The organism is Streptomyces ferrugineus (assembly GCF_015160855.1).
GTDB classification, from domain to species: Bacteria; Actinomycetota; Actinomycetes; order Streptomycetales; family Streptomycetaceae; genus Streptomyces; species Streptomyces ferrugineus.
Genome location: NZ_CP063373.1, coordinates 2,711,434 through 2,729,522, shown reverse-complemented (window position 1 = coordinate 2,729,522; position 18,089 = coordinate 2,711,434). Strand labels below are relative to the sequence as shown.

The window sequence follows — 18,089 nt, the reverse complement described above, 5'->3', positions numbered from 1 at the left end:
ATGCGAGCCACCCTGCGCTGGGCACACTCCGATCTGCGCACTCACCGCGGCGAGGCGCTGTTCCTCGTGCTGGCCACGGCCGGGATCGTCGTCTCACTGCTGCTGGCCACGGCGCTCTTCGGCTACGCCACCAACCCCTGGCAGCGCGTCTTCACCCAGGCGCACGGAGCGCACGTCTGGCTGCACACCGGCGCCTCGGCGGACACCGGGAAGCTGACCGGCGTCGACGGCGTCGAGTCCGTCGCGGGCCCCTACCCCACCGCGTCCACCACCCTGGCCTCCCAGGGCACCCGCGCCTCCGTCGAACTGCGCGGCATGCCCGAGCGCCCCTCCGTCGGCCGCCCGCTCGTGACCTCCGGACACTGGCTGGACCCCGCCGACCCCGACGGTGTGGTCCTGGAGACCCGCCTGGCCCGGGCCCTGCTGGCCGCGCCCGGCGACACCCTCACCCTGCCCGGCACCGGCCGGACCCTGACCGTCCTCGGCATCGCCGACAGCGCCGAGCCGCGCTACCGGGCGGGCGAGCAGCCGGGCCTGGTCTGGGCGCCGCCGTCCGCCGTGCGCAACCCGGGCGGCCAGGTCATCGGGCTGCGCCTGACGAACCCCGACGACACCGACTACGCCGTGCAGCGCGCCGTGACCGTGCTGGGCGCCGGCGCGGTCAGCGAGGTCTCCACCTGGAAGCAGGCCCGCGCCGAGGCGCAGGGCGACAACCGGCTGCTCGGACAGGTGCTGGGGCTGTTCGGGCTGGGCGCGCTGGTCGCCGCCGGGCTCGCCGTGCACGGGGCGATCGGCACCCGGATCCGCGGCCATCTGCGGGACATCTCGGTGCTGAAGGCGATCGGCTTCACCCCCGGCCAGGTGGTCCGCGTCTTCCTGCTCCAGCACCTCGCCTACGCCCTGCTGGGTGCCGTGGCCGCCGCTGCCGTCATCCAGGGCCTGGGCAACCGCATCCCGGGGCGGCTCGGGGACGCCGTCGGGGTGTGGCAGGGGCTGCCCGGCCACACCGTGGCGCTGTTCACGGTGCCGGTGGGGGCGGTGCTGTTCATCGGGGCGACCACCGGGCTCGCGGCGTGGCGGGCGGGGCGGGTGCCACCGGTGCCGGTGCCGCGGCGGGCGGCTGCGCTCGGCGGGCGGCTGTCGGGGGCGGCGCGCCGGGCTCTCGGCCTAGGGCTGCCGCCCGCGCTGGTGCTGGGCTGGCACCGGGCGTTCACCCGTCGCCTGCGGTCGCCGGCCACCATCGCGCGGCTCGCGCTGCCGCTGCTGCTGATCGTGGTGGCGATGAGCGCGTGGACCACCATCGAGCGCTTCGACAGCAGGCCCGAGCAGGTCGGCCTGCCGACCGCCCTCACGGTGCACGCCTCCGGTATGGCCGACCGCGACACCCGGGCGCTGCTGGCACGCGACCCGCAGGTCGCCGCCGCCTACCCCGGCGTCGAGGTGGCCGCGCTGGTCCCGGGCCAGACGGCCACGATCGCCCTGCGCGGGCTCGGCACCCATGCGGACCCCTACCCGTACGCCCTGGCCGAGGGCCGCGCCGCGCAGGGCCGCGACGAGGCGGTGGCCGGGCAGGGGCTGCTGGAGCTGCTGGATGTGAAGGTCGGCGACTGGGTGCGGATGACCGTCGGCGACCAGCCGCAGATCCTGCACATCGTGGGCCGCAGCATCGAACCGGAGAACGCCGGCCGCGTCATCTCCACCTCCCTCGACACCCTCCGCGAGAACGACCCCGGCCTCGGCCCCACCCTCTACGAGCTGCGGCTGCGCCCCGGCGCGGACCCGGCCGAGGTCGCCGACCGTCTGACCGAGGCCGGTCACGGCCGGCTGGACGTGCACGCCGTGCCGAACCCCGCCGACGGTCTCTCGCCGCTGCGCGGAGTCGTCGTCGGCCTGATCGTCGTCCTGGCCCTCATCGGGCTCATCGAGCTGCTGACCGCGATCGGCGGCACGGTCCGCGAGGGCGAGCGCGATCTGCTGGCCCTGAAGGCCATCGGCCTGTCGCCACGCCAGATCACCGCGATCACCGTCACCTCCACCGCCTGTACCGCCCTGGCCGCCGTCGTCCTCGGCACGGCCCTGGGCACCCCCCTCGCGCACTGGCTGATCGACAACCAGGGCAGTTCGAGCGGCATCGGCGCGGGGATCGCGCAGGGACCGTCCGCCGCGCTTCTGCTGCTGTTCGGCGCGGCGGCGGTCACGGGTGCGGCCGCGCTCGCCGCGGTTCCGGCGGCGCGTGCCGCACGGCGGCGCCTTGCGGACACGTTGAGCGCGGTCGCCTGAGCGACGTCGTCACCGCCGGCCGCGCAGCTCCCGGTACTTGGCGACGAGTGCCCGCGTCGAGGCGTCCAGTCCCGGTACGTCCGCGCCCTCGGTCAGCGCGGGCTCGACCCGCTTGGCGAGGACCTTGCCGAGCTCGACGCCCCACTGGTCGAAGGAGTCGATGTTCCACACCGCGCCCTGCACGAACACCTTGTGCTCGTACAGCGCGATCAACTGCCCGAGCACCGACGGGGTCAGCTCGCGCGCGAGGATCGTGGTCGTCGGGTGATCGCCCTTGAACGTCTTGTGGGTCACCAGCTCCTCCGGCACCCCCTCGGCACGCACCTCTTCCGGTGTCTTGCCGAAGGCCAGCGCCTGCGTCTGCGCGAAGAAGTTCGCCATCAACAGGTCGTGCTGCGCCTTGAGTTCGTCGCTCATCTCGGCGACCGGCTCGGCGAAGCCGATGAAGTCCGCCGGGATCAGCTTGGTGCCCTGGTGGATCAACTGGTAGTAGGCGTGCTGCCCGTTGGTGCCCGGCGTGCCCCACACCACCGGCCCGGTCTGCCAGTCGACCTCCCGCCCGTCCCGGTCCACGTACTTGCCGTTGGACTCCATGTCCAGCTGCTGCAGATAGGCCGTGAACTTCGACAGGTAGTGGCTGTACGGCAGCACCGCGTGCGACTGGGCGTCGTGGAAGTTGCCGTACCAGATGCCCAACAGGCCGAGCAGCAGCGGCGCGTTGGCCTCGGCGGGCGCGGTGCGGAAGTGCTCGTCGACGATCCGGAAGCCGTCGAGCATCTCCCGGAAGCGGTCCGGCCCGATGGCGATCATCAGCGACAGGCCGATCGCCGAGTCGTAGGAGTAGCGCCCGCCGACCCAGTCCCAGAACTCGAACATGTTCGCCGTGTCGATACCGAAGTCGGCGACCTTCTCACCATTAGTCGACAGCGCGACGAAGTGCTTGGCGACGGCTTCCGGCCCCGCCTTCAGCTCGCCGAGGAGCCAGTTGCGCGCGGACGTGGCGTTGGTGATCGTCTCGATCGTGGTGAACGTCTTGGACGCGATGATGAACAGCGTCTCGGCCGCGTCCAGGTCACGCGTGGCCTCGTGCAGGTCGGCGCCGTCGACGTTCGACACGAAGCGGACGGTGAGGTCGCGGTCGGTGAAGCTGCGCAGCACCTCGTAGGCCATCGCCGGGCCGAGGTCGGAGCCGCCGATGCCGACGTTGACGACGTTCTTGATCCGCCTGCCGGTGTGGCCGGTCCAGGCGCCGGAGCGGACCCGCTCGGCGAAGCCGGCCATCTTGTCGAGGACCGCGTGCACACCCGGGACGACGTTCTCCCCGTCGACCTCGACCACCGTCTCCCGCGGTGCGCGCAGCGCGGTGTGCAGCACGGCGCGGCCCTCGGTGGTGTTGATCTTCTCGCCGCGGAACATGGCGTCCCGCAGCCCGAACACGTCCGTCGCGGCGGCCAGCTCCCGCAGCAACCGCAGTGTCTCGTCGGTGACCAGGTGCTTGGAGTAGTCGATGTGCAGGTCGCCGACCTGCAGCGTGTACCCCGATCCGCGACCCGGGTCGGCGGCGAACAGCTCCCGCAGCCGCGCCCCGCCGAGCTCCTCGCGGTGCTTGGCCAGCGCGGTCCACTCGGGCATCTGGTTGAGCCTGGTACGGCCGTCTGCGTTCATGTCCGACTTCAGCCTTCTTTCGTGCCTGTCCCAGCGGGTCCAACCTAGTTGATCAGCGCCGGGCATGAGCGGTCGTCGCGTCGTCGTCCGGTGCAACAACAGGTACGTCCGGCTTGCCCGCGGGTATCAGCGCGGTGAGGGCGAGCACGAAGAAGGCGGCCGTGAGCAGGGGCGGGGTGTTCAGGCCCCAGGCGGTGGCGACCGCGCCGCCCAGCAGGGCGCCGAGCGGCACCCCGGCGAAGGCCAGGGTCCGGAAGGCCGAGGCCACCCGGCCCAGCAGTTCGACGGGGCTGCGCTGCTGCATGAGCGTCGTCGTGTTGACGTTCCACACCATGCCCATGAGCCCGAAGACGACCAGGGCGGTCACCAGCACGGCCAGGCTGCGCACGGTGCCCATGACGACGAGCGCCGCGGTCTGCACCGCACCGGCGAGCAGCACGGCCCGGATCTCGCCCAGCCGGCGGACGATCCTGCCGTTGGCCACTCCCCCGGCCAGGCCGCCGACGGTGAACCCGGCGCCCGCCGCCGCATACCCCGCGGGCCCGGCGTCCAGCCATCCGGTGACCAGGACGACCAGGGTGGCGAGCTGGGCGCCCATGCCGACGTTGCACAGGGCGGTGGCGGCGCACAGGCCTCTCAGCGCCCGGTCCCGCCACAGGGTGCGCAGTCCCTCCGCGATCTCCCGGCGCAGGGTGCTGCCCGCCGGTGCGGGCTCCCGGTCGGGCGCCTCGGTCCGCAGCGAGGCCACCAGCGCGGCCGCGACGAGAAAGGTGGCGGCGTCGGCGGCGAAGGGGACGGCGGCCCCCGCCGCCAGCAGCAGCGGCACCGCCGGCCCGCCCACCAGTCCGCCCGCGATCCGCTGCCCGGTCATCAGCCGGGCGTTCGCGCCGCCGAGCGCGTCCCGGTCCACCAGGGCGGGGAGCAGGGCCGTGGCGGCGTTGTCGAACAGGGTCTGCAGCGCGGTCAGGGTGAAGGCCAGCGCGATGAGCAGGCCGATCGAGGCGTGCCCCAGGGCCACGGCCACCGCGAACGCGGCGACCAGCAGCCCGCGTAACGCGTCCACCGTCCACATCGCGCGCCGCTGGTCCACCCGGTCGGCGACGGCGCCGCCGAGCAGCCCGAAGACGATCCACGGCAGATAGCCGCAGGCGGTGACCGCGGCGACCAGCAGCGGCCGGTCGGTGAGTGTCACGGCGAGGAGCGGCAGGGCGGCCGTACGCAGGGAGTCGCCGAAGCTGGAGAGCACGGCGGCGCTCCACAGCCGTCCGAATCCACCGCGCCACGCGGGCGCACGCACTGCCGCCGTCCCGGCCGTCGTCACAGCTCCCCCTCGGTCTGATCGATGCAGAAGATCGATACACAAACCGTAGAGGGCACCACTGACAATCGGCCCCGGAGCGGGGGTCCGCCGGTGGTACGAACAGGTCCGGCCAGGCGCCCACAGGCACCTGGCCGGCCTCAACTCCTAGATCTCGCCCCGCAGTTTGGCGAGCGCCTCGGCGAGGATGGCCTCGCCGTCCGCGTCGCTGCGCCGCTCCCGTACATACGCCAGATGCGTCTTGTAGGGCTCGGTGCGCGGCGGGTCCGGCGGGTTGTCCCGGTCCTGTCCGGCGGGAAAGCCGCAGCGCGGGCAGTCCCAGGTTTCGGGAACCTGCGCGTCGCTGGCGAAGCTGGGCTGCGTCTCGTGCCCGTTGGAGCACCAGAAGGAGATGCGCAGCCGGGGCGCGGACTCGCCCCGCTCGGCCTCGCCCATCGGCCCCGCCCCGACCCGGCTTCCTCGGATCGCGTTGCCACTTGCCACGGTCGTAACTCCCTGCGTGATGGTGCCGCAAAGCGAGTCGGCGTTTCGCTTCGCTGCGAGCGCCTCAGTCTACGTAAGGCCCAACGCGCGTCCAGTGATTGGAGTTACAGAGCCCTCACACCAAGACGCAAGCCCCATGATAGGCCGCGCTCAGCTGCGCGTACCGAACATGGGGCCTTACGTGTGGATTGTGCGTGCCGGTCAGTTGTTCACCTTCATCATGATGCCGAGCACGACAATGCACGCAAACCACAGCAGACCGACCACCACGGTGATCCGGTCGAGGTTGCGCTCGGCGACCGAGGAGCCGCCGACGGACGACTGCATGCCGCCACCGAACATGTCGGAGAGGCCGCCGCCCTTCCCCTTGTGCATCAGCACCAGCAGCATCAGCAGCAGGCTGAAGACGATCAGGGCGATCGAGAACCCCATAACCACGGCTGGACCAACTTCCTCGGATCTGGATAGACGACGGGGGCCGAGGCTCTTGGTGAAAGCCTCCGGCCCCCGCAAGGGTACGACGGATCGCCGTTACCGCATACTCACTGGTCGCGGAAGCGCACGATCTTGACGAACTCGTCGGCGTCCAGCGAGGCACCGCCGACCAGGGCGCCGTCGATATCGGCCTGCGCCATGATCTCGGCGACGTTGCCGGACTTCACGGAGCCGCCGTACTGGATGCGGACCTTGTCGGCCACGTCCTGCGAGTACAGCTCGGCGATCTTGCCGCGGATGGCGGCGCAGACCTCCTGGGCGTCCTCGGCGCCGCAGACCTTGCCGGTGCCGATGGCCCAGACGGGCTCGTAGGCGATCACGACGGTCTCGGCCTGCTCGGCCGGGAGGTCCTTCAGACCGCCCTCGACCTGGGCGAGTGTGTGCGGGACGGCATTGCCGGCCTCACGGACGTCCAGCTCCTCGCCGACGCACATGATCGGGGTCAGGCCGTGCTTGTAGGCGGCCTTGACCTTGGCGTTGACGATCTCGTCGGTCTCGGCGTGGTACTGGCGGCGCTCGGAGTGGCCGATGGCCACGTACGTGCACTTCAGCTTGGCCAGCATCGGGCCGGAGATCTCGCCGGTGTAGGCGCCGGAATCCTGCGCCGAGATGTCCTGTGCGCCGTACCTGATCTTCAGCTTGTCGCCGTCGACCAGGGTCTGCACGGAGCGCAGGTCGGTGAAGGGCGGCAGGACGGCGACCTCGACGGCCTCGTAGTCCTTGTCGGCCAGGGCGAAGGCGAGCTTCTGGACGTGGGCGATGGCCTCGAGGTGGTTGAGGTTCATCTTCCAGTTGCCCGCCATCAGCGGCGTGCGCGTGCTCATAAGGGGTCAGTCCTCCAGTGCGGCGAGGCCGGGGAGCGTCTTGCCCTCGAGATACTCGAGGGAGGCGCCGCCACCGGTCGAGATGTGGCCGAACTTCGACTCGTCGAAGCCCAGGATGCGGACGGCGGCGGCGGAATCGCCACCGCCGACCACGGTGAAGCCCTTGCTGTCGAGCAGGGCCTGCGCGAGAGCGGTCGTGCCTCCGGCGTAGTCGGGGTGCTCGAAGACGCCCATGGGGCCGTTCCAGAAGACGGTTTCGGCGTCGGTGATCTTGGAGGCGAAAAGTTCGCGGGACTTGGGGCCGATGTCCAGGCCTTCCATGTCCGCGGGAATCTTGTCCGCGTCGACGTTCTCGAAGTCGGCCGGGGCCTTGGTCTTCAGGTCCGGGAACTCCGTCGAGACGAGGACGTCGACAGGGAGGACCAGCTCGACGCCGCTCTTCTCCGCGCGCTCGATGTACTCGGTGACCGCGGGGATCTGGTCCTCCTGGAGGAGGGAGATGCCGACCTCGTAGCCCTTGGCCTTGAGGAAGGTGTAGGCCATGCCGCCGCCGATGAGCAGGCGGTCGGCCTTGCCGAGGAGCTGGTCGATGACGGCGAGCTTGTCGGAGACCTTGGCGCCGCCGAGCGCGACGACGTACGGGCGCCTGACGTCCTCGGTGAGCTTCTTCAGGACGCCGACCTCGCCCGCGATGAGGTAGCCGGCGTAGTGCGGCAGCCTGGCCGGGAGGTCGAACACCGAGGCGTGCTTGCGGTGCACCGCGCCGAAGCCGTCACCGACGTACACGTCGGCGAGGGCGGCGAGCCGGTCGGCGAAGGCGCCGCGCTCGGCGTCGTCCTTGCTGGTCTCGCCGGCGTTGAAGCGCAGGTTCTCGACGACCGCGACCCGGCCGTCGGCGAGGCCCGCGACGACGGCCTGGGCGGAGTCGCCGACCGTGTCGGTCGCGAAGGCCACGTCGGCGCCGAGGAGTTCACCGAGGCGCGCGGCGGCGGGAGCGAGGGAGAAGGCGGGGTCCGGGGCGCCCTTGGGGCGGCCCAGGTGCGAGGCGACGACCACGCGGGCGCCCGCCTCGGCCAGCGCCTTGACGGTGGGCAGCACGGCGCGGATACGGCCGTCGTCGGTGATGGTGGTGCCGTCCAGCGGCACGTTCAGGTCGGCGCGGACGAAGACCCGCTTGCCGGCGACGCCTTCGGAGAGAAGTTCGTCGATCGTCTTCATGAAGGGGACTCCTGAGAAGGGCTCGTGATCGCTCGGAAACGCTCGTGATCCAACAGGTCGGATCTGCACGCCAGTCAGGGCTCGGGCGACGCGTCCCTGCGCCGCCCGAGCCCTGACTCACATCAAGGTGCCTGCTCTGGATATCAGAGCTGGTTGCCGACGAAGACCGTGAGGTCGACGAGGCGGTTGGAGTAGCCCCACTCGTTGTCGTACCAGCCGATGACCTTCACGTTCTTGCCCTCCTGGACCATGGTCAGGGAGGAGTCGAAGGTGCAGGACGCCGGGGCGTTGACGATGTCGGAGGAGACGATCGGGTCCTCGGTGTACTCGAGGATGCCCTTGAGCTCGCCCTCGGCGGCCTTCTGGAAGACGGCGTTGATCTCTTCCTTGGTGACCTCGCGGCCGAGCTCCAGGACGAGGTCGGTGACCGAGCCGGTCGGGACCGGAACGCGCATGGCGATGCCGTCCAGCTTGCCCTTGAGCTGCGGCAGGACCAGCGCGGTGGCCTTCGCGGCACCCGTGGTGGTCGGGATGATGTTCTCGGCGGCGGCGCGGGCGCGGCGCAGGTCCTTGTGCGGGAAGTCCAGGATGCGCTGGTCGTTGGTGTAGGCGTGCACCGTGGTCATCAGACCCTTGACGATGCCGAAGTTCTCGTCGAGGACCTTCGCCATCGGCGCCACACAGTTGGTGGTGCAGGAGGCGTTGGAGATGACGTGGTGGTTCGCCGGGTCGTACTTGTCGTGGTTGACGCCCATCACGATGGTGATGTCCTCGTCCTTGGCCGGAGCCGAGATGAGGACCTTCTTGGCGCCACCGGCGAGATGCTCGGCGGCGTCGTCCTTCTTGGTGAAGATGCCGGTCGACTCGATGACGATGTCGACGCCCAGCTCGCCCCACGGGATGTCGGCGGGGTTGCGCTCGGAGAGGACCTTGATGGTCTTGCCGTCGACCGTGATGGTGTCGGCGGTGTGCGAGACCTCCTGCTTGAGGCGGCCCAGAATCGTGTCGTACTTCAGCAGGTGGGCGGTGGTCGCGGTGTCACCCAGGTCGTTGACAGCCACGATCTCGATGTCAGCACCCTGCTCCAGCAGCGCGCGGAAGTAGTTGCGACCGATACGACCGAAGCCGTTGATGCCTACGCGGATCGTCACGAACCGATCTCCTCGTTGGTACGCCGGCCATGCGGTGCCGGCGAGCTCTGTTTGGGATGTCCCCGACCGCCTACGACCCTACCTCCCTGAGGCCGCCCTGGTGACATCCAGATGCCTCATACACGGCAGGGCGGTCCGTACCCGCCAGTAGGGGTACGGACCGCCCCGTCAGGAAGCCGGATCACTCGTTCCGGTCACCTCGCGTGGTGCGTGGTTGACCTCGGCGTGTCAGTCGTCAAGTGAGTCCAGGGCCCTTCCGATGAGCGCTTTGCGGTCGGCCGCCGCGGTGACGTGCTCCAGGCCGAAGCCCAGCAGCACGGTGTCGTCCGTGGTGACCGCTCCATACGTCTGGAACAGGGCTCCGGTGCGCGCCCAGTCCTTGAGCGCGGCCGGGCTGCCCGCGGGCGGTCCGGTCACGCTCCAGGCGCCGAGCGAGGTCTCGAAGCCCTCGGTCTCGGTGGCCGTGCCGCCGACGACCAGGGAGGCGTCGTCGGCGAGGACGCCGTGTCCGCCGAAGGCCGGGTCGCTGACGTAGCTGATCGAGAGCTCGACCGACTTGCCGGCGTACGCGCTCAGGTCGAACTCGACCTGCTTCCAGCCGCCGGAGGCGCCGGTGAACGCGTGCCAGTCGCCGCTGCTGCCGCTCGCGGTGCAGCCGCTGCCGGACACGGTCAGGTAGTGGGCCAGCCACGGGTGCTCGTCCACGTAGAACCCGGCCTCGCAGTCCGCCGGCACGGTGTCGCTGGTGGCGCCGCCCGTGTCGGGGAGCGTCGTCCAGTCCTCGGCGCCGGTGGTGTGCGCCTCGACCAGGACGTTGTCGTAGCCGGGCTCGACGTCCCACATCAGCTGGGTGCGCAGCGTGGGCTTGTCCGCGGCGCTCACTCCGGTGAGGTCGACGGTCCTGGTGAGCCGCTTGTAGGCGTCGTCGGTGTGGACGGCGGCGGCCATGTAGGAACCCGCGTACGGCCCGTACGGGTTGACGGTCCCGGCGAACTGGCCCGCTCCCGCGCTGGCGAACTGCGGGTACTCGTCGACGGGCAGCTCATCCGAGGTGACGCTGTAACTGCCGGCCTTGTCGAGCGGGTTGCCGGTGGCGTCGCCGAGCGCTCCGGTGAAGCCGCCGAGCCTGCCGGAGCCGTTGAATCCGGTGGCCCCGGGGAGTGCCATACGGGAGTAGGCGCCCAGGTAGTACTGGCTGAAGTCGTTCGAAAGGTTGCCACCACCGAGGTCCACGGCGCCGCCGGCCTGCTCGCCCGCCTCCAGCAGCTTGCCGCCCTCGTTGAGGTAGGCGCGCAGGTGGAGCTGGGTGGCGTTGCCGGGGACGTTCGCGCCGGTGTAGTGGACGACGGTGTCGAAGTGGCCCAGCACGCCGAGCGCGTCGGGCGCGCCCTGTGTGGCGACGTCCCAGACGACCGCCCGGTGGCCGTTGGCCTTGAGCGCGTCGACGTACTTCTGCGCGTGCGTGGCGGCGGCGCCTTCCTCGGCGACCACGAGGACGTCACCGCGCGGCCGTTCGGCCACGGTGTAGGTGAAGCGCTCGCTGGAGACCTTCTTTCCGCTCCTGGTCTCGCCGGTGAACCACACCTCGACCTTGTCGCCCGGGTCGCCGTCGGCCACCTTGGCGCGGTACTCGTCGAAGTAGAGGTTGTCCTCACCGCCGTACGTCTCCCCGCCCTTCCAGCGCTTGAGCCGCATGTCCTCCGTGCGGCCGCCGTTGACGCGGTACTTCAGCTCCTTGTCGCGCACGGACTTGCGTACGACGACGGAGACCTCCTGGTCGGCGCCGCGGGAGTACGAGGTGGTGAACGGCGCCGGGGTGAAGTCGGCGGCCTTCAGACCGACCGAGGACGACGGCTGGTCGGGGCGGGCGGCGGACTCGGCCACGGAGAGCGCGAACGGGACGTTCTTGGCGAACTCCTGCTGGATCAGCTTCTCGTCGTCCGGGAAGTTGAACACCGACTGGCAGTCGGCCGCGTTCCACTGGTCGTTCGGGTCGATGCCGGACGCGGTCTGGCAGGTCGACATCTCGGGCGTGAACATCGCTGTGCCGTTGACGTTCGACGCGTGGCCGTCGGTCTCGCCGTTGGTGGTGTACAGCTCCGAGGAGACCTGCGGGTGGTAGCCGGGGACCGCGGGGTTGTCCGGCGTGCCGGCGAGCGCCTTGTAGAGGACGTCGTCCGGGCTGTCGGTGGCCACCTGCCAGCCGACGCCGTAGAGGATGAGTTCGGCCGCGGAGTGGTAGTTGATGCCGTAGTCGAAGTCGATACGGCGCTGGAAGGCGTCCAGTGCCTTGGTCTCGGGCTCGGAGGCCGGGGACGCGCCTCGGTAGGTCTCGCTGGTGGGGTTCGGGGACGAACCCTCGTCGTCGTAGCCCCACTTGTAGGCGAAGTTGCGGTTGAGGTCGACGCCGTCGCCGGTGCTGATGGTGCCGTCGCCGTTGATGTCCCGCAGGTTCTTGCGCCACAGGCGGGTGCTGGAGTCCTGGTGGGTGTAGTCGTAGCCGTCGGGGTTGGCCGAGAGGACGAACCACAGCTCGGTCGAGTCGACGATCTTCCTGACCCGCTTGTCCTTCTTGTAGTTGTCCAGGTAGTAGTGCATCAGACGTCGGGTCATCTCCGGCGTGATCCACTCGCGCGCGTGCTGGTTGGAGAGGTAGAGGACGGAGGGCTTGGCGCCGTCCTTGGTCCTCTTGGCGTTCTTGGTGAGCTTGAGTGCGAGGATGTCCTGGCCGTTGATCGTCTTGCCGATGGAGACGACCTTGGTGAGGCCGGGGTTCTTCTGCCCGGTCCGGACGATCTCCTCCTTGAGGCCCCCGCTTCCGCCGTACGGGCGGTACACCCCCTCGGCGGCCTGCTCGGTACGCGCCTCGGACCTGGCGGACAGATCGTGCTCGGTGAGTTCGACGCCCTGTTTCTCCAGCTTCCCGGCCTGGTCGTCGGTGAGATAGACCTCGACGGTGGCCGTGCCCTTCGCGGGCGCCCGCTCACTGAGTTCGTGGCCGTCCTGGCCGGCCGCCAGCAGCAGGGGTATCTGCTTCCGGGTGACTTCGGCGCGGAAGACCTTGACTTCGCTCGGGTCGGTGTCTTGTGAACTTCCCGGTTGTGCCTGGGCTATGGGTGCGATACTCGCTCCGCCTATCAGGAGCGCACCGGCAGCGAGGATCGATCTCGCTCTGGGTCTCATGAACCCCCCTAGCAGTGGTTCGTCACAGCGACGAATGACTGCCAGGCTCATGCCACTTCACGGTTCCGTCAAGAGCGCGGTAAAGGCCGACAAATACCGGCGCCGATGCCCCAAGTGGACATCGGCACCGGTCTGTTGACGACGTGTCACATCGCGCTACGTCACCCCGCGAGGTTGTCCGCCAGCTCCTCGGAGAGGTTGGCCTCCGTGCCCGGGATGCCGAGGTCCTGGGCCCGCTTGTCGGCCATGGCCAGCAGGCGGCGGATACGGCCGGCGACGGCGTCCTTGGTCAGCGGCGGGTCGGCGAGCGCGCCCAGCTCCTCCAGCGAGGCCTGCTTGTGCTCCATGCGCAGCCGGCCGGCGGCCGCGAGGTGCTCGGGGACCTCCTCGCCGAGGATCTCCAGGGCGCGCTGGACCCGGGCACCGGCGGCGACGGCGGCGCGCGCGGAGCGGCGGAGGTTGGCGTCGTCGAAGTTGGCGAGCCGGTTGGCCGTGGCGCGGACCTCGCGGCGCATCCGGCGCTCCTCCCAGGCGAGCACGGACTCGTGCGCGCCGAGGCGGGTGAGCAGGGCTCCGATGGCGTCGCCGTCCCTGACGACCACACGGTCCACGCCGCGCACCTCGCGGGCCTTGGCGGCGATCGACAGCCGGCGGGCGGCGCCGACCAGGGCGAGCGCGGCCTCGGGACCCGGGCAGGTCACCTCCAGGGAGGAGGAGCGGCCGGGCTCGGTCAGCGAGCCGTGCGCCAGGAACGCGCCGCGCCAGGCCGCCTCGGCGTCGCAGGTGGCCCCCGAGACCACCTGCGGGGGCAGGCCGCGGATCGGGCGGCCCCGCCCGTCGACCAGGCCCGTCTGCCGGGCCAGCTGGTCACCGCCCGCGACCACCCGGACGACGTAGCGCGAACCGCGTCGCAGCCCGCCCGGCGCCATCACGATCAGCTCGGAGCTGTGGCCGAAGATCTCCAGGATGTCCCGCTTGAGGCGGCGCGCCGCCATCGCGGTGTCCAGCTCCGCCTCGATCACGATGCGCCCGCTGACCAGGTGAAGGCCGCCGGCGAACCGCAGGATGGCGGAGACCTCCGCCTTTCTGCAGCAGGTCCGGGTGACGGGGAGCCGGGAGATCTCGTCCTTCACCGCTGGCGTCATCGCCATGGGCCGATCCTTCCATGCATCCGAAAAATACGGTCGTACGCGGCGGCGAGGAGCTCCGGGTCGTGCCGGGGCGTCCCGTCCGTCCGGGCCACCGGGGCCAGCTCGACCGCGGCGCCGAGCCGCTTCGCGGCCTCGGTGAGCACTGCGCGATCGGGCACGGCGGCCTCGTCGGCCAGCACCACGTCCAGGGCGAGTTTAGGGGCGTGTCGTCCCAAAACCTCCAAATGACGCTGCGGGGAGAAGCCCTCGGTTTCTCCCGGCTGCGGCGCGAGGTTCAGGGAGAGTACCCGGCGCGCCTTCGTCTCGGTGAGCGCGTCCAGCAGTTCCGGCACGAGCAGGTGCGGGATGACCGAGGAGAACCAGGATCCGGGGCCGAGCACCACCCAGTCGGCGTCCCGGACGGCGGCGACGGCCTCCGGGACGGCGGGCGGGTCGTGCGGCACGACGTGCACCGACTGCACCTCACCGGGGGTGAGGGCGACGTTGGCCTGGCCGCGGACGGTGTCGACGTCCTCGGGCCGGTCCGGGTCGTGTCCCTTGACCAGGGCCTGGAGCTCCAGCGGCACGGCGGACATGGGCAGCACCCGCCCGTGCGCGCCGAGCAGCTTGCCGACCAGGTCGAGGGCCTGGACATGGTCGCCGAGCTGCTCCCACAGGGCGACGATCAGCAGATTGCCGACCGCGTGGTCGTGCAGATCGCCCTGGGAGTGGAAGCGGTGCTGGATGACCCGGGCCCAGGTCTGGCCCCAGTCGTCGTCGCCGCACAGCGCGGCCAGCGCCTTGCGCAGATCACCGGGCGGCAGCACGCCCAGCTCGTCGCGCAGGCGCCCGCTGGAGCCGCCGTCGTCGGCCACGGTGACGACGGCGGTGAGGTCACCGGTGATCCGGCGCAGCGCGGCGAGCGAGGCGGACAGGCCCATGCCGCCGCCGAGCGCGACGACCTTGGGCTGGGCGCCCCGACGGCGTGGCCTGGCACCGCGGGCCTCGGCGGGCCGGCCGGCGCGCGACTCGGGCATCGCGCGGCGCAGCCTGCCCAGCCGGGGAGTACGTCCTGTCATTCGCGTCCCATGTCCCGGTGCACGACCACCGTCTCCACGCCCTGGGAGGCAAGGCGCGCCGCGAGCTTCTCGGAGGTGGCGACCGAGCGGTGCTTGCCGCCGGTGCAGCCGACCGCGATCGTCACGTACCGCTTGCCCTCCCGACGGTATCCGGCCGCGATCAGCTGGAGCAGCTCGGAGTAGCGGTCGATGAACTCCTTCGCACCGGGCTGGTTGAAGACGTACGCCGACACCTCCTCGTTGAGGCCGGTGTAGGGGCGCAGCTCCGGGACCCAGTGCGGGTTGGGCAGGAACCGCATGTCCACGACCAGGTCGGCGTCGACCGGGAGGCCGTACTTGAAGCCGAACGACATCACCGTGGCCCGCAGCTCGGGCTCCTCCTCGCCGGCGAACTGGGCGTCCATCTTGGCCCGCAGCTCGTGCACGTTGAGACTGGAGGTGTCGATCACCAGGTCGGCGTCGCCGCGCAGCTCGCGCAGCAGCTCGCGCTCCGCGGCGATGCCGTCGACGATCCGGCCGTCGCCCTGGAGCGGGTGCGGGCGGCGCACTGACTCGAAGCGGCGCACCAGGGCGTCGTCGGAGGACTCCAGGAAGACGATCCGGCGGGTCACGCCCCGGGTGTCGAGGTCGGAGAGGGACTCGCGGAGGTTGTCGAAGAAGCGGCGGCCGCGGACGTCGACGACCACCGCGATCCGCGCCACGTTGCCCTGGGAGCGGGCGCCGAGCTCCACCATGGTGGGGATCAGCGCGGGCGGCAGGTTGTCGACGACGAACCAGCCGAGGTCCTCCAGACACTTGGCCGCCGTGGAGCGGCCCGCCCCGGACATACCGGAGATGATCACCAGTTCGGGGATGGCCGCGTCGGGAAGTCCGGCCGTATCGCCGTTCGTGCCCGTACTCACCTGTGCTCCGTCTCCGCCTTGGCCTTGTTGCCCGTCGTGCTTGTTCACATTCATGTCTCCTGCCCCCGTCGCTCGTCCGGGGTGCCCGTCCGCACGGGCTCCCCGTTGGAACCCATGGTGGAGGGTTCCTCCTCCATGATCTCTCCAGTCGCCGTGTTCACGGCGGGTGTGGCCGGTGCCGCCCGGGCGAGGGCCACGGCGATCGTCTCGGCCGTCTTGCGGCCTATGCCGGGCACCTCGCAGATCTGGTCGATGGTGGCGGATCGAAGTTTCCTCAACGAACCGAAATGCTTCAGCAGCGCCTGCTTGCGGGTGTCCCCGAGCCCCGGCACGTCGTCCAGCGGGCTGGCCCGGAACCGCTTGCCCCGCTTCGTGCGCTGATAGGTGATCGCGAAACGGTGCGCCTCGTCGCGGACGCGCTGCAGCAGGTAGAGACCCTCGCTGGTGCGGGGCAGGACGACCGGATCGTCGTCGCCGGGCAGCCAGACCTCCTCCAGGCGCTTGGCGAGGCCGCACACGGCGACATCGTCGATGCCGAGCTCGTCCAGGGCCCGCTGGGCGGCCGCGACCTGCGGCTGCCCGCCGTCGACGACCACGAGCTGGGGTGGGTAGGCGAACCTCTTGGGGCGGCCTTCGTCGTCCTTGAGGCCGTTGCCGAGGGCGTCGGGGGACGTCGTGGTGAGGGGGGCGGACGAGCCGTCGGCGGGGGTGTCGGACGACGTGTCGGCGAGGGTGTTCTCGCCGTCGGCCCACTCGCCCGTGCGCTCCTTCTCGGCGAGGTAGCGCTTGAAGCGGCGGGTGATCACCTCGTGCATGGAGCGGACGTCGTCCTGGCCCTCGAAGCCCTTGATCTGGAAGCGGCGGTACTCGCTCTTGCGGGCCAGGCCGTCCTCGAAGACGACCATGGAGGCCACCACGTCGTCGCCCTGCAGATGCGAGATGTCGTAGCACTCGATCCTGAGCGGGGCGCTGTCCAGGTCGAGGGCGTCGGCGATCTCCTCCAGCGCCCGCGAGCGCGTGGTGAGGTCGGAGGCGCGCTTGGTCTTGTGCAGGACGAGCGCCTGCTGGGCGTTGCGCTCGACGGTCTCCATGAGGGCGCGCTTGTCGCCGCGCTGGGGAATGCGCAGCGAGACGTGGGAGCCGCGCCGGCCCGACAGCCACTCCTGGACGGGCTCCAGCGGGTCGGGCAGGGCCGGGACGAGGACCTCCTTGGGCACCGCGTCGCCGCTCTCCTCGCCGTAGAGCTGCTGCAGGGCGTGCTCGACGAGGGCGCCGGTGGTGATCTCCTCGACCTTGTCGGTGACCCAGCCGCGCTGGCCGCGCACGCGTCCGCCGCGGACGTGGAAGATCTGCACGGCCGCCTCCAGCTCGTCCTCGGCGACGGCGATGAGGTCGGCGTCGGTCGCGTCGGCGAGCACGACCGCGTTCTTCTCCATGGCCTTCTTCAGGGCCTCGATGTCGTCGCGCAGGCGGGCGGCCCGCTCGTACTCCATCTCGTCGGCCGCCTCCACCATCTGCTTTTCCAGGCGGCGCAGATAGGTGCCCGTGCGGCCGGTCATGAAGTCGCAGAACTCCTCGGCCAGTTCACGGTGGTCCTCGGCGGAGACACGGCCCACACAGGGGGCGGAGCACTTGCCGATGTAGCCGAGCAGACAGGGGCGGCCGGTGCGGGCGGCGTTCTTGAACACGCCGGCCGAGCAGGTGCGGACCGGGAAGACCCGCAGGAGGAGGTCGACGGTGTCCCGGATCGCCCACGCGTGCGCGTACGGCCCGAAATACCTGACGCCCTTCTTCTTGTGACCGCGCATCACCTGCACACGCGGGAACTCCTCGTTCATCGTCACCGCGAGATACGGGTAGCTCTTGTCGTCGCGGTACTTGACGTTGAACCGGGGGTCGTACTCCTTGATCCAGGAGTACTCCAGCTGAAGGGCCTCGACCTCCGTGGACACCACCGTCCACTCCACGGACGCGGCCGTGGTCACCATCGTGCGGGTGCGGGGGTGGAGGCCCGCCAGGTCCTGGAAGTAGTTCGCCAGGCGCTGGCGCAGACTCTTCGCCTTCCCGACGTAGATCACCCGGCGGTGCTCGTCACGGAACCTGTACACCCCGGGAGAGTCCGGGATCTGTCCCGGCTTGGGGCGGTAGCTGGAGGGGTCGGCCATGTCTCACACCCTACTGGCGCCCGGTGACAGTCCGACGAGGCTGTGGACAACCGTCGTGGCGGTCGGCGGGGCCCCGGGAACAGGAGAAGCGCCAGCCCACGGCGGTGGCCCGCCGTCGCCGTCCACCGGGAGTCGGAGCCTGCCCAGGATGCCGCGGTGCCCTCGGCTACGCGCAGCCGCCGGCCGCCTCTCCAGC

Annotated in this window: 13 protein-coding genes; 1 reads left to right on the top strand and 12 read right to left on the bottom strand. The window is 70.7% G+C overall.

Annotated features, from left to right (window positions below; translation table 11 throughout):
- Window positions 1-2,280 carry an ABC transporter permease gene (locus tag IM697_RS12405; RefSeq protein WP_194047531.1) on the top strand — a complete coding sequence of 760 codons (2,280 nt, stop codon included), beginning with the start codon at window positions 1-3 and terminating at the stop codon, window positions 2,278-2,280.
- Window positions 2,281-2,289: 9 nt separating this feature from the next.
- Here IM697_RS12405 and pgi read toward each other — a convergent pair whose 3' ends face one another.
- From pgi to uvrC, 12 genes are all read right to left on the bottom strand, one after another.
- The gene (gene pgi, locus IM697_RS12400) at window positions 2,290-3,945 is read right to left on the bottom strand and encodes a glucose-6-phosphate isomerase (protein ID WP_194047529.1); all 1,656 of its coding nucleotides are present in this window, start codon (window positions 3,943-3,945) and stop codon (window positions 2,290-2,292) included.
- A 52-nt stretch (window positions 3,946-3,997) separates the two neighbouring features.
- A complete protein-coding gene (locus IM697_RS12395; RefSeq protein WP_194047527.1) occupies window positions 3,998-5,266 on the bottom strand; it encodes an MFS transporter in 1,269 nt (422 codons plus the stop codon).
- Between the two features lie 144 nt (window positions 5,267-5,410).
- Window positions 5,411-5,698 carry an RNA polymerase-binding protein RbpA gene (locus tag IM697_RS12390; RefSeq protein WP_007448238.1) on the bottom strand — a complete coding sequence of 96 codons (288 nt, stop codon included), beginning with the start codon at window positions 5,696-5,698 and terminating at the stop codon, window positions 5,411-5,413.
- Between the two features lie 249 nt (window positions 5,699-5,947).
- On the bottom strand, window positions 5,948-6,178 hold the full coding sequence (secG, locus tag IM697_RS12385; protein ID WP_016826779.1) for a preprotein translocase subunit SecG: 231 nt from the start codon (window positions 6,176-6,178) through the stop codon (window positions 5,948-5,950).
- Window positions 6,179-6,288: 110 nt separating this feature from the next.
- A complete protein-coding gene (gene tpiA, locus IM697_RS12380) occupies window positions 6,289-7,065 on the bottom strand; it encodes a triose-phosphate isomerase (RefSeq protein WP_194047525.1) in 777 nt (258 codons plus the stop codon).
- A 6-nt stretch (window positions 7,066-7,071) separates the two neighbouring features.
- On the bottom strand, window positions 7,072-8,283 hold the full coding sequence (locus IM697_RS12375; RefSeq protein WP_194047523.1) for a phosphoglycerate kinase: 1,212 nt from the start codon (window positions 8,281-8,283) through the stop codon (window positions 7,072-7,074).
- A gap of 143 nt (window positions 8,284-8,426) precedes the next feature.
- Window positions 8,427-9,434: a type I glyceraldehyde-3-phosphate dehydrogenase gene (gene gap / locus IM697_RS12370; RefSeq protein ID WP_194047521.1), complete on the bottom strand. Its 1,008-nt coding sequence runs from the start codon at window positions 9,432-9,434 to the stop codon at window positions 8,427-8,429.
- 228 nt (window positions 9,435-9,662) lie between these two features.
- A complete protein-coding gene (locus tag IM697_RS12365) occupies window positions 9,663-12,617 on the bottom strand; it encodes a M14 family metallopeptidase (protein WP_194047519.1) in 2,955 nt (984 codons plus the stop codon).
- A gap of 161 nt (window positions 12,618-12,778) precedes the next feature.
- Window positions 12,779-13,768, bottom strand: coding sequence for a DNA-binding protein WhiA (whiA, locus tag IM697_RS12360; RefSeq protein ID WP_194047518.1), 990 nt, complete (start codon window positions 13,766-13,768; stop codon window positions 12,779-12,781).
- Window positions 13,759-14,826, bottom strand: coding sequence for a gluconeogenesis factor YvcK family protein (locus IM697_RS12355; protein ID WP_194047516.1), 1,068 nt, complete (start codon window positions 14,824-14,826; stop codon window positions 13,759-13,761). Before IM697_RS12355 ends, whiA begins: the two co-directional genes overlap by 10 nt.
- Entirely contained in the window at window positions 14,823-15,782 is a 960-nt protein-coding gene (gene rapZ, locus IM697_RS12350) for an RNase adapter RapZ (RefSeq protein WP_194047514.1), read from the bottom strand. The genes IM697_RS12355 and rapZ overlap by 4 nt, the downstream gene beginning before the upstream one ends.
- On the bottom strand, window positions 15,779-17,893 hold the full coding sequence (gene uvrC, locus IM697_RS12345; protein WP_194047512.1) for an excinuclease ABC subunit UvrC: 2,115 nt from the start codon (window positions 17,891-17,893) through the stop codon (window positions 15,779-15,781). Before uvrC ends, rapZ begins: the two co-directional genes overlap by 4 nt.
- Window positions 17,894-18,089: the final 196 nt, after the last annotated feature.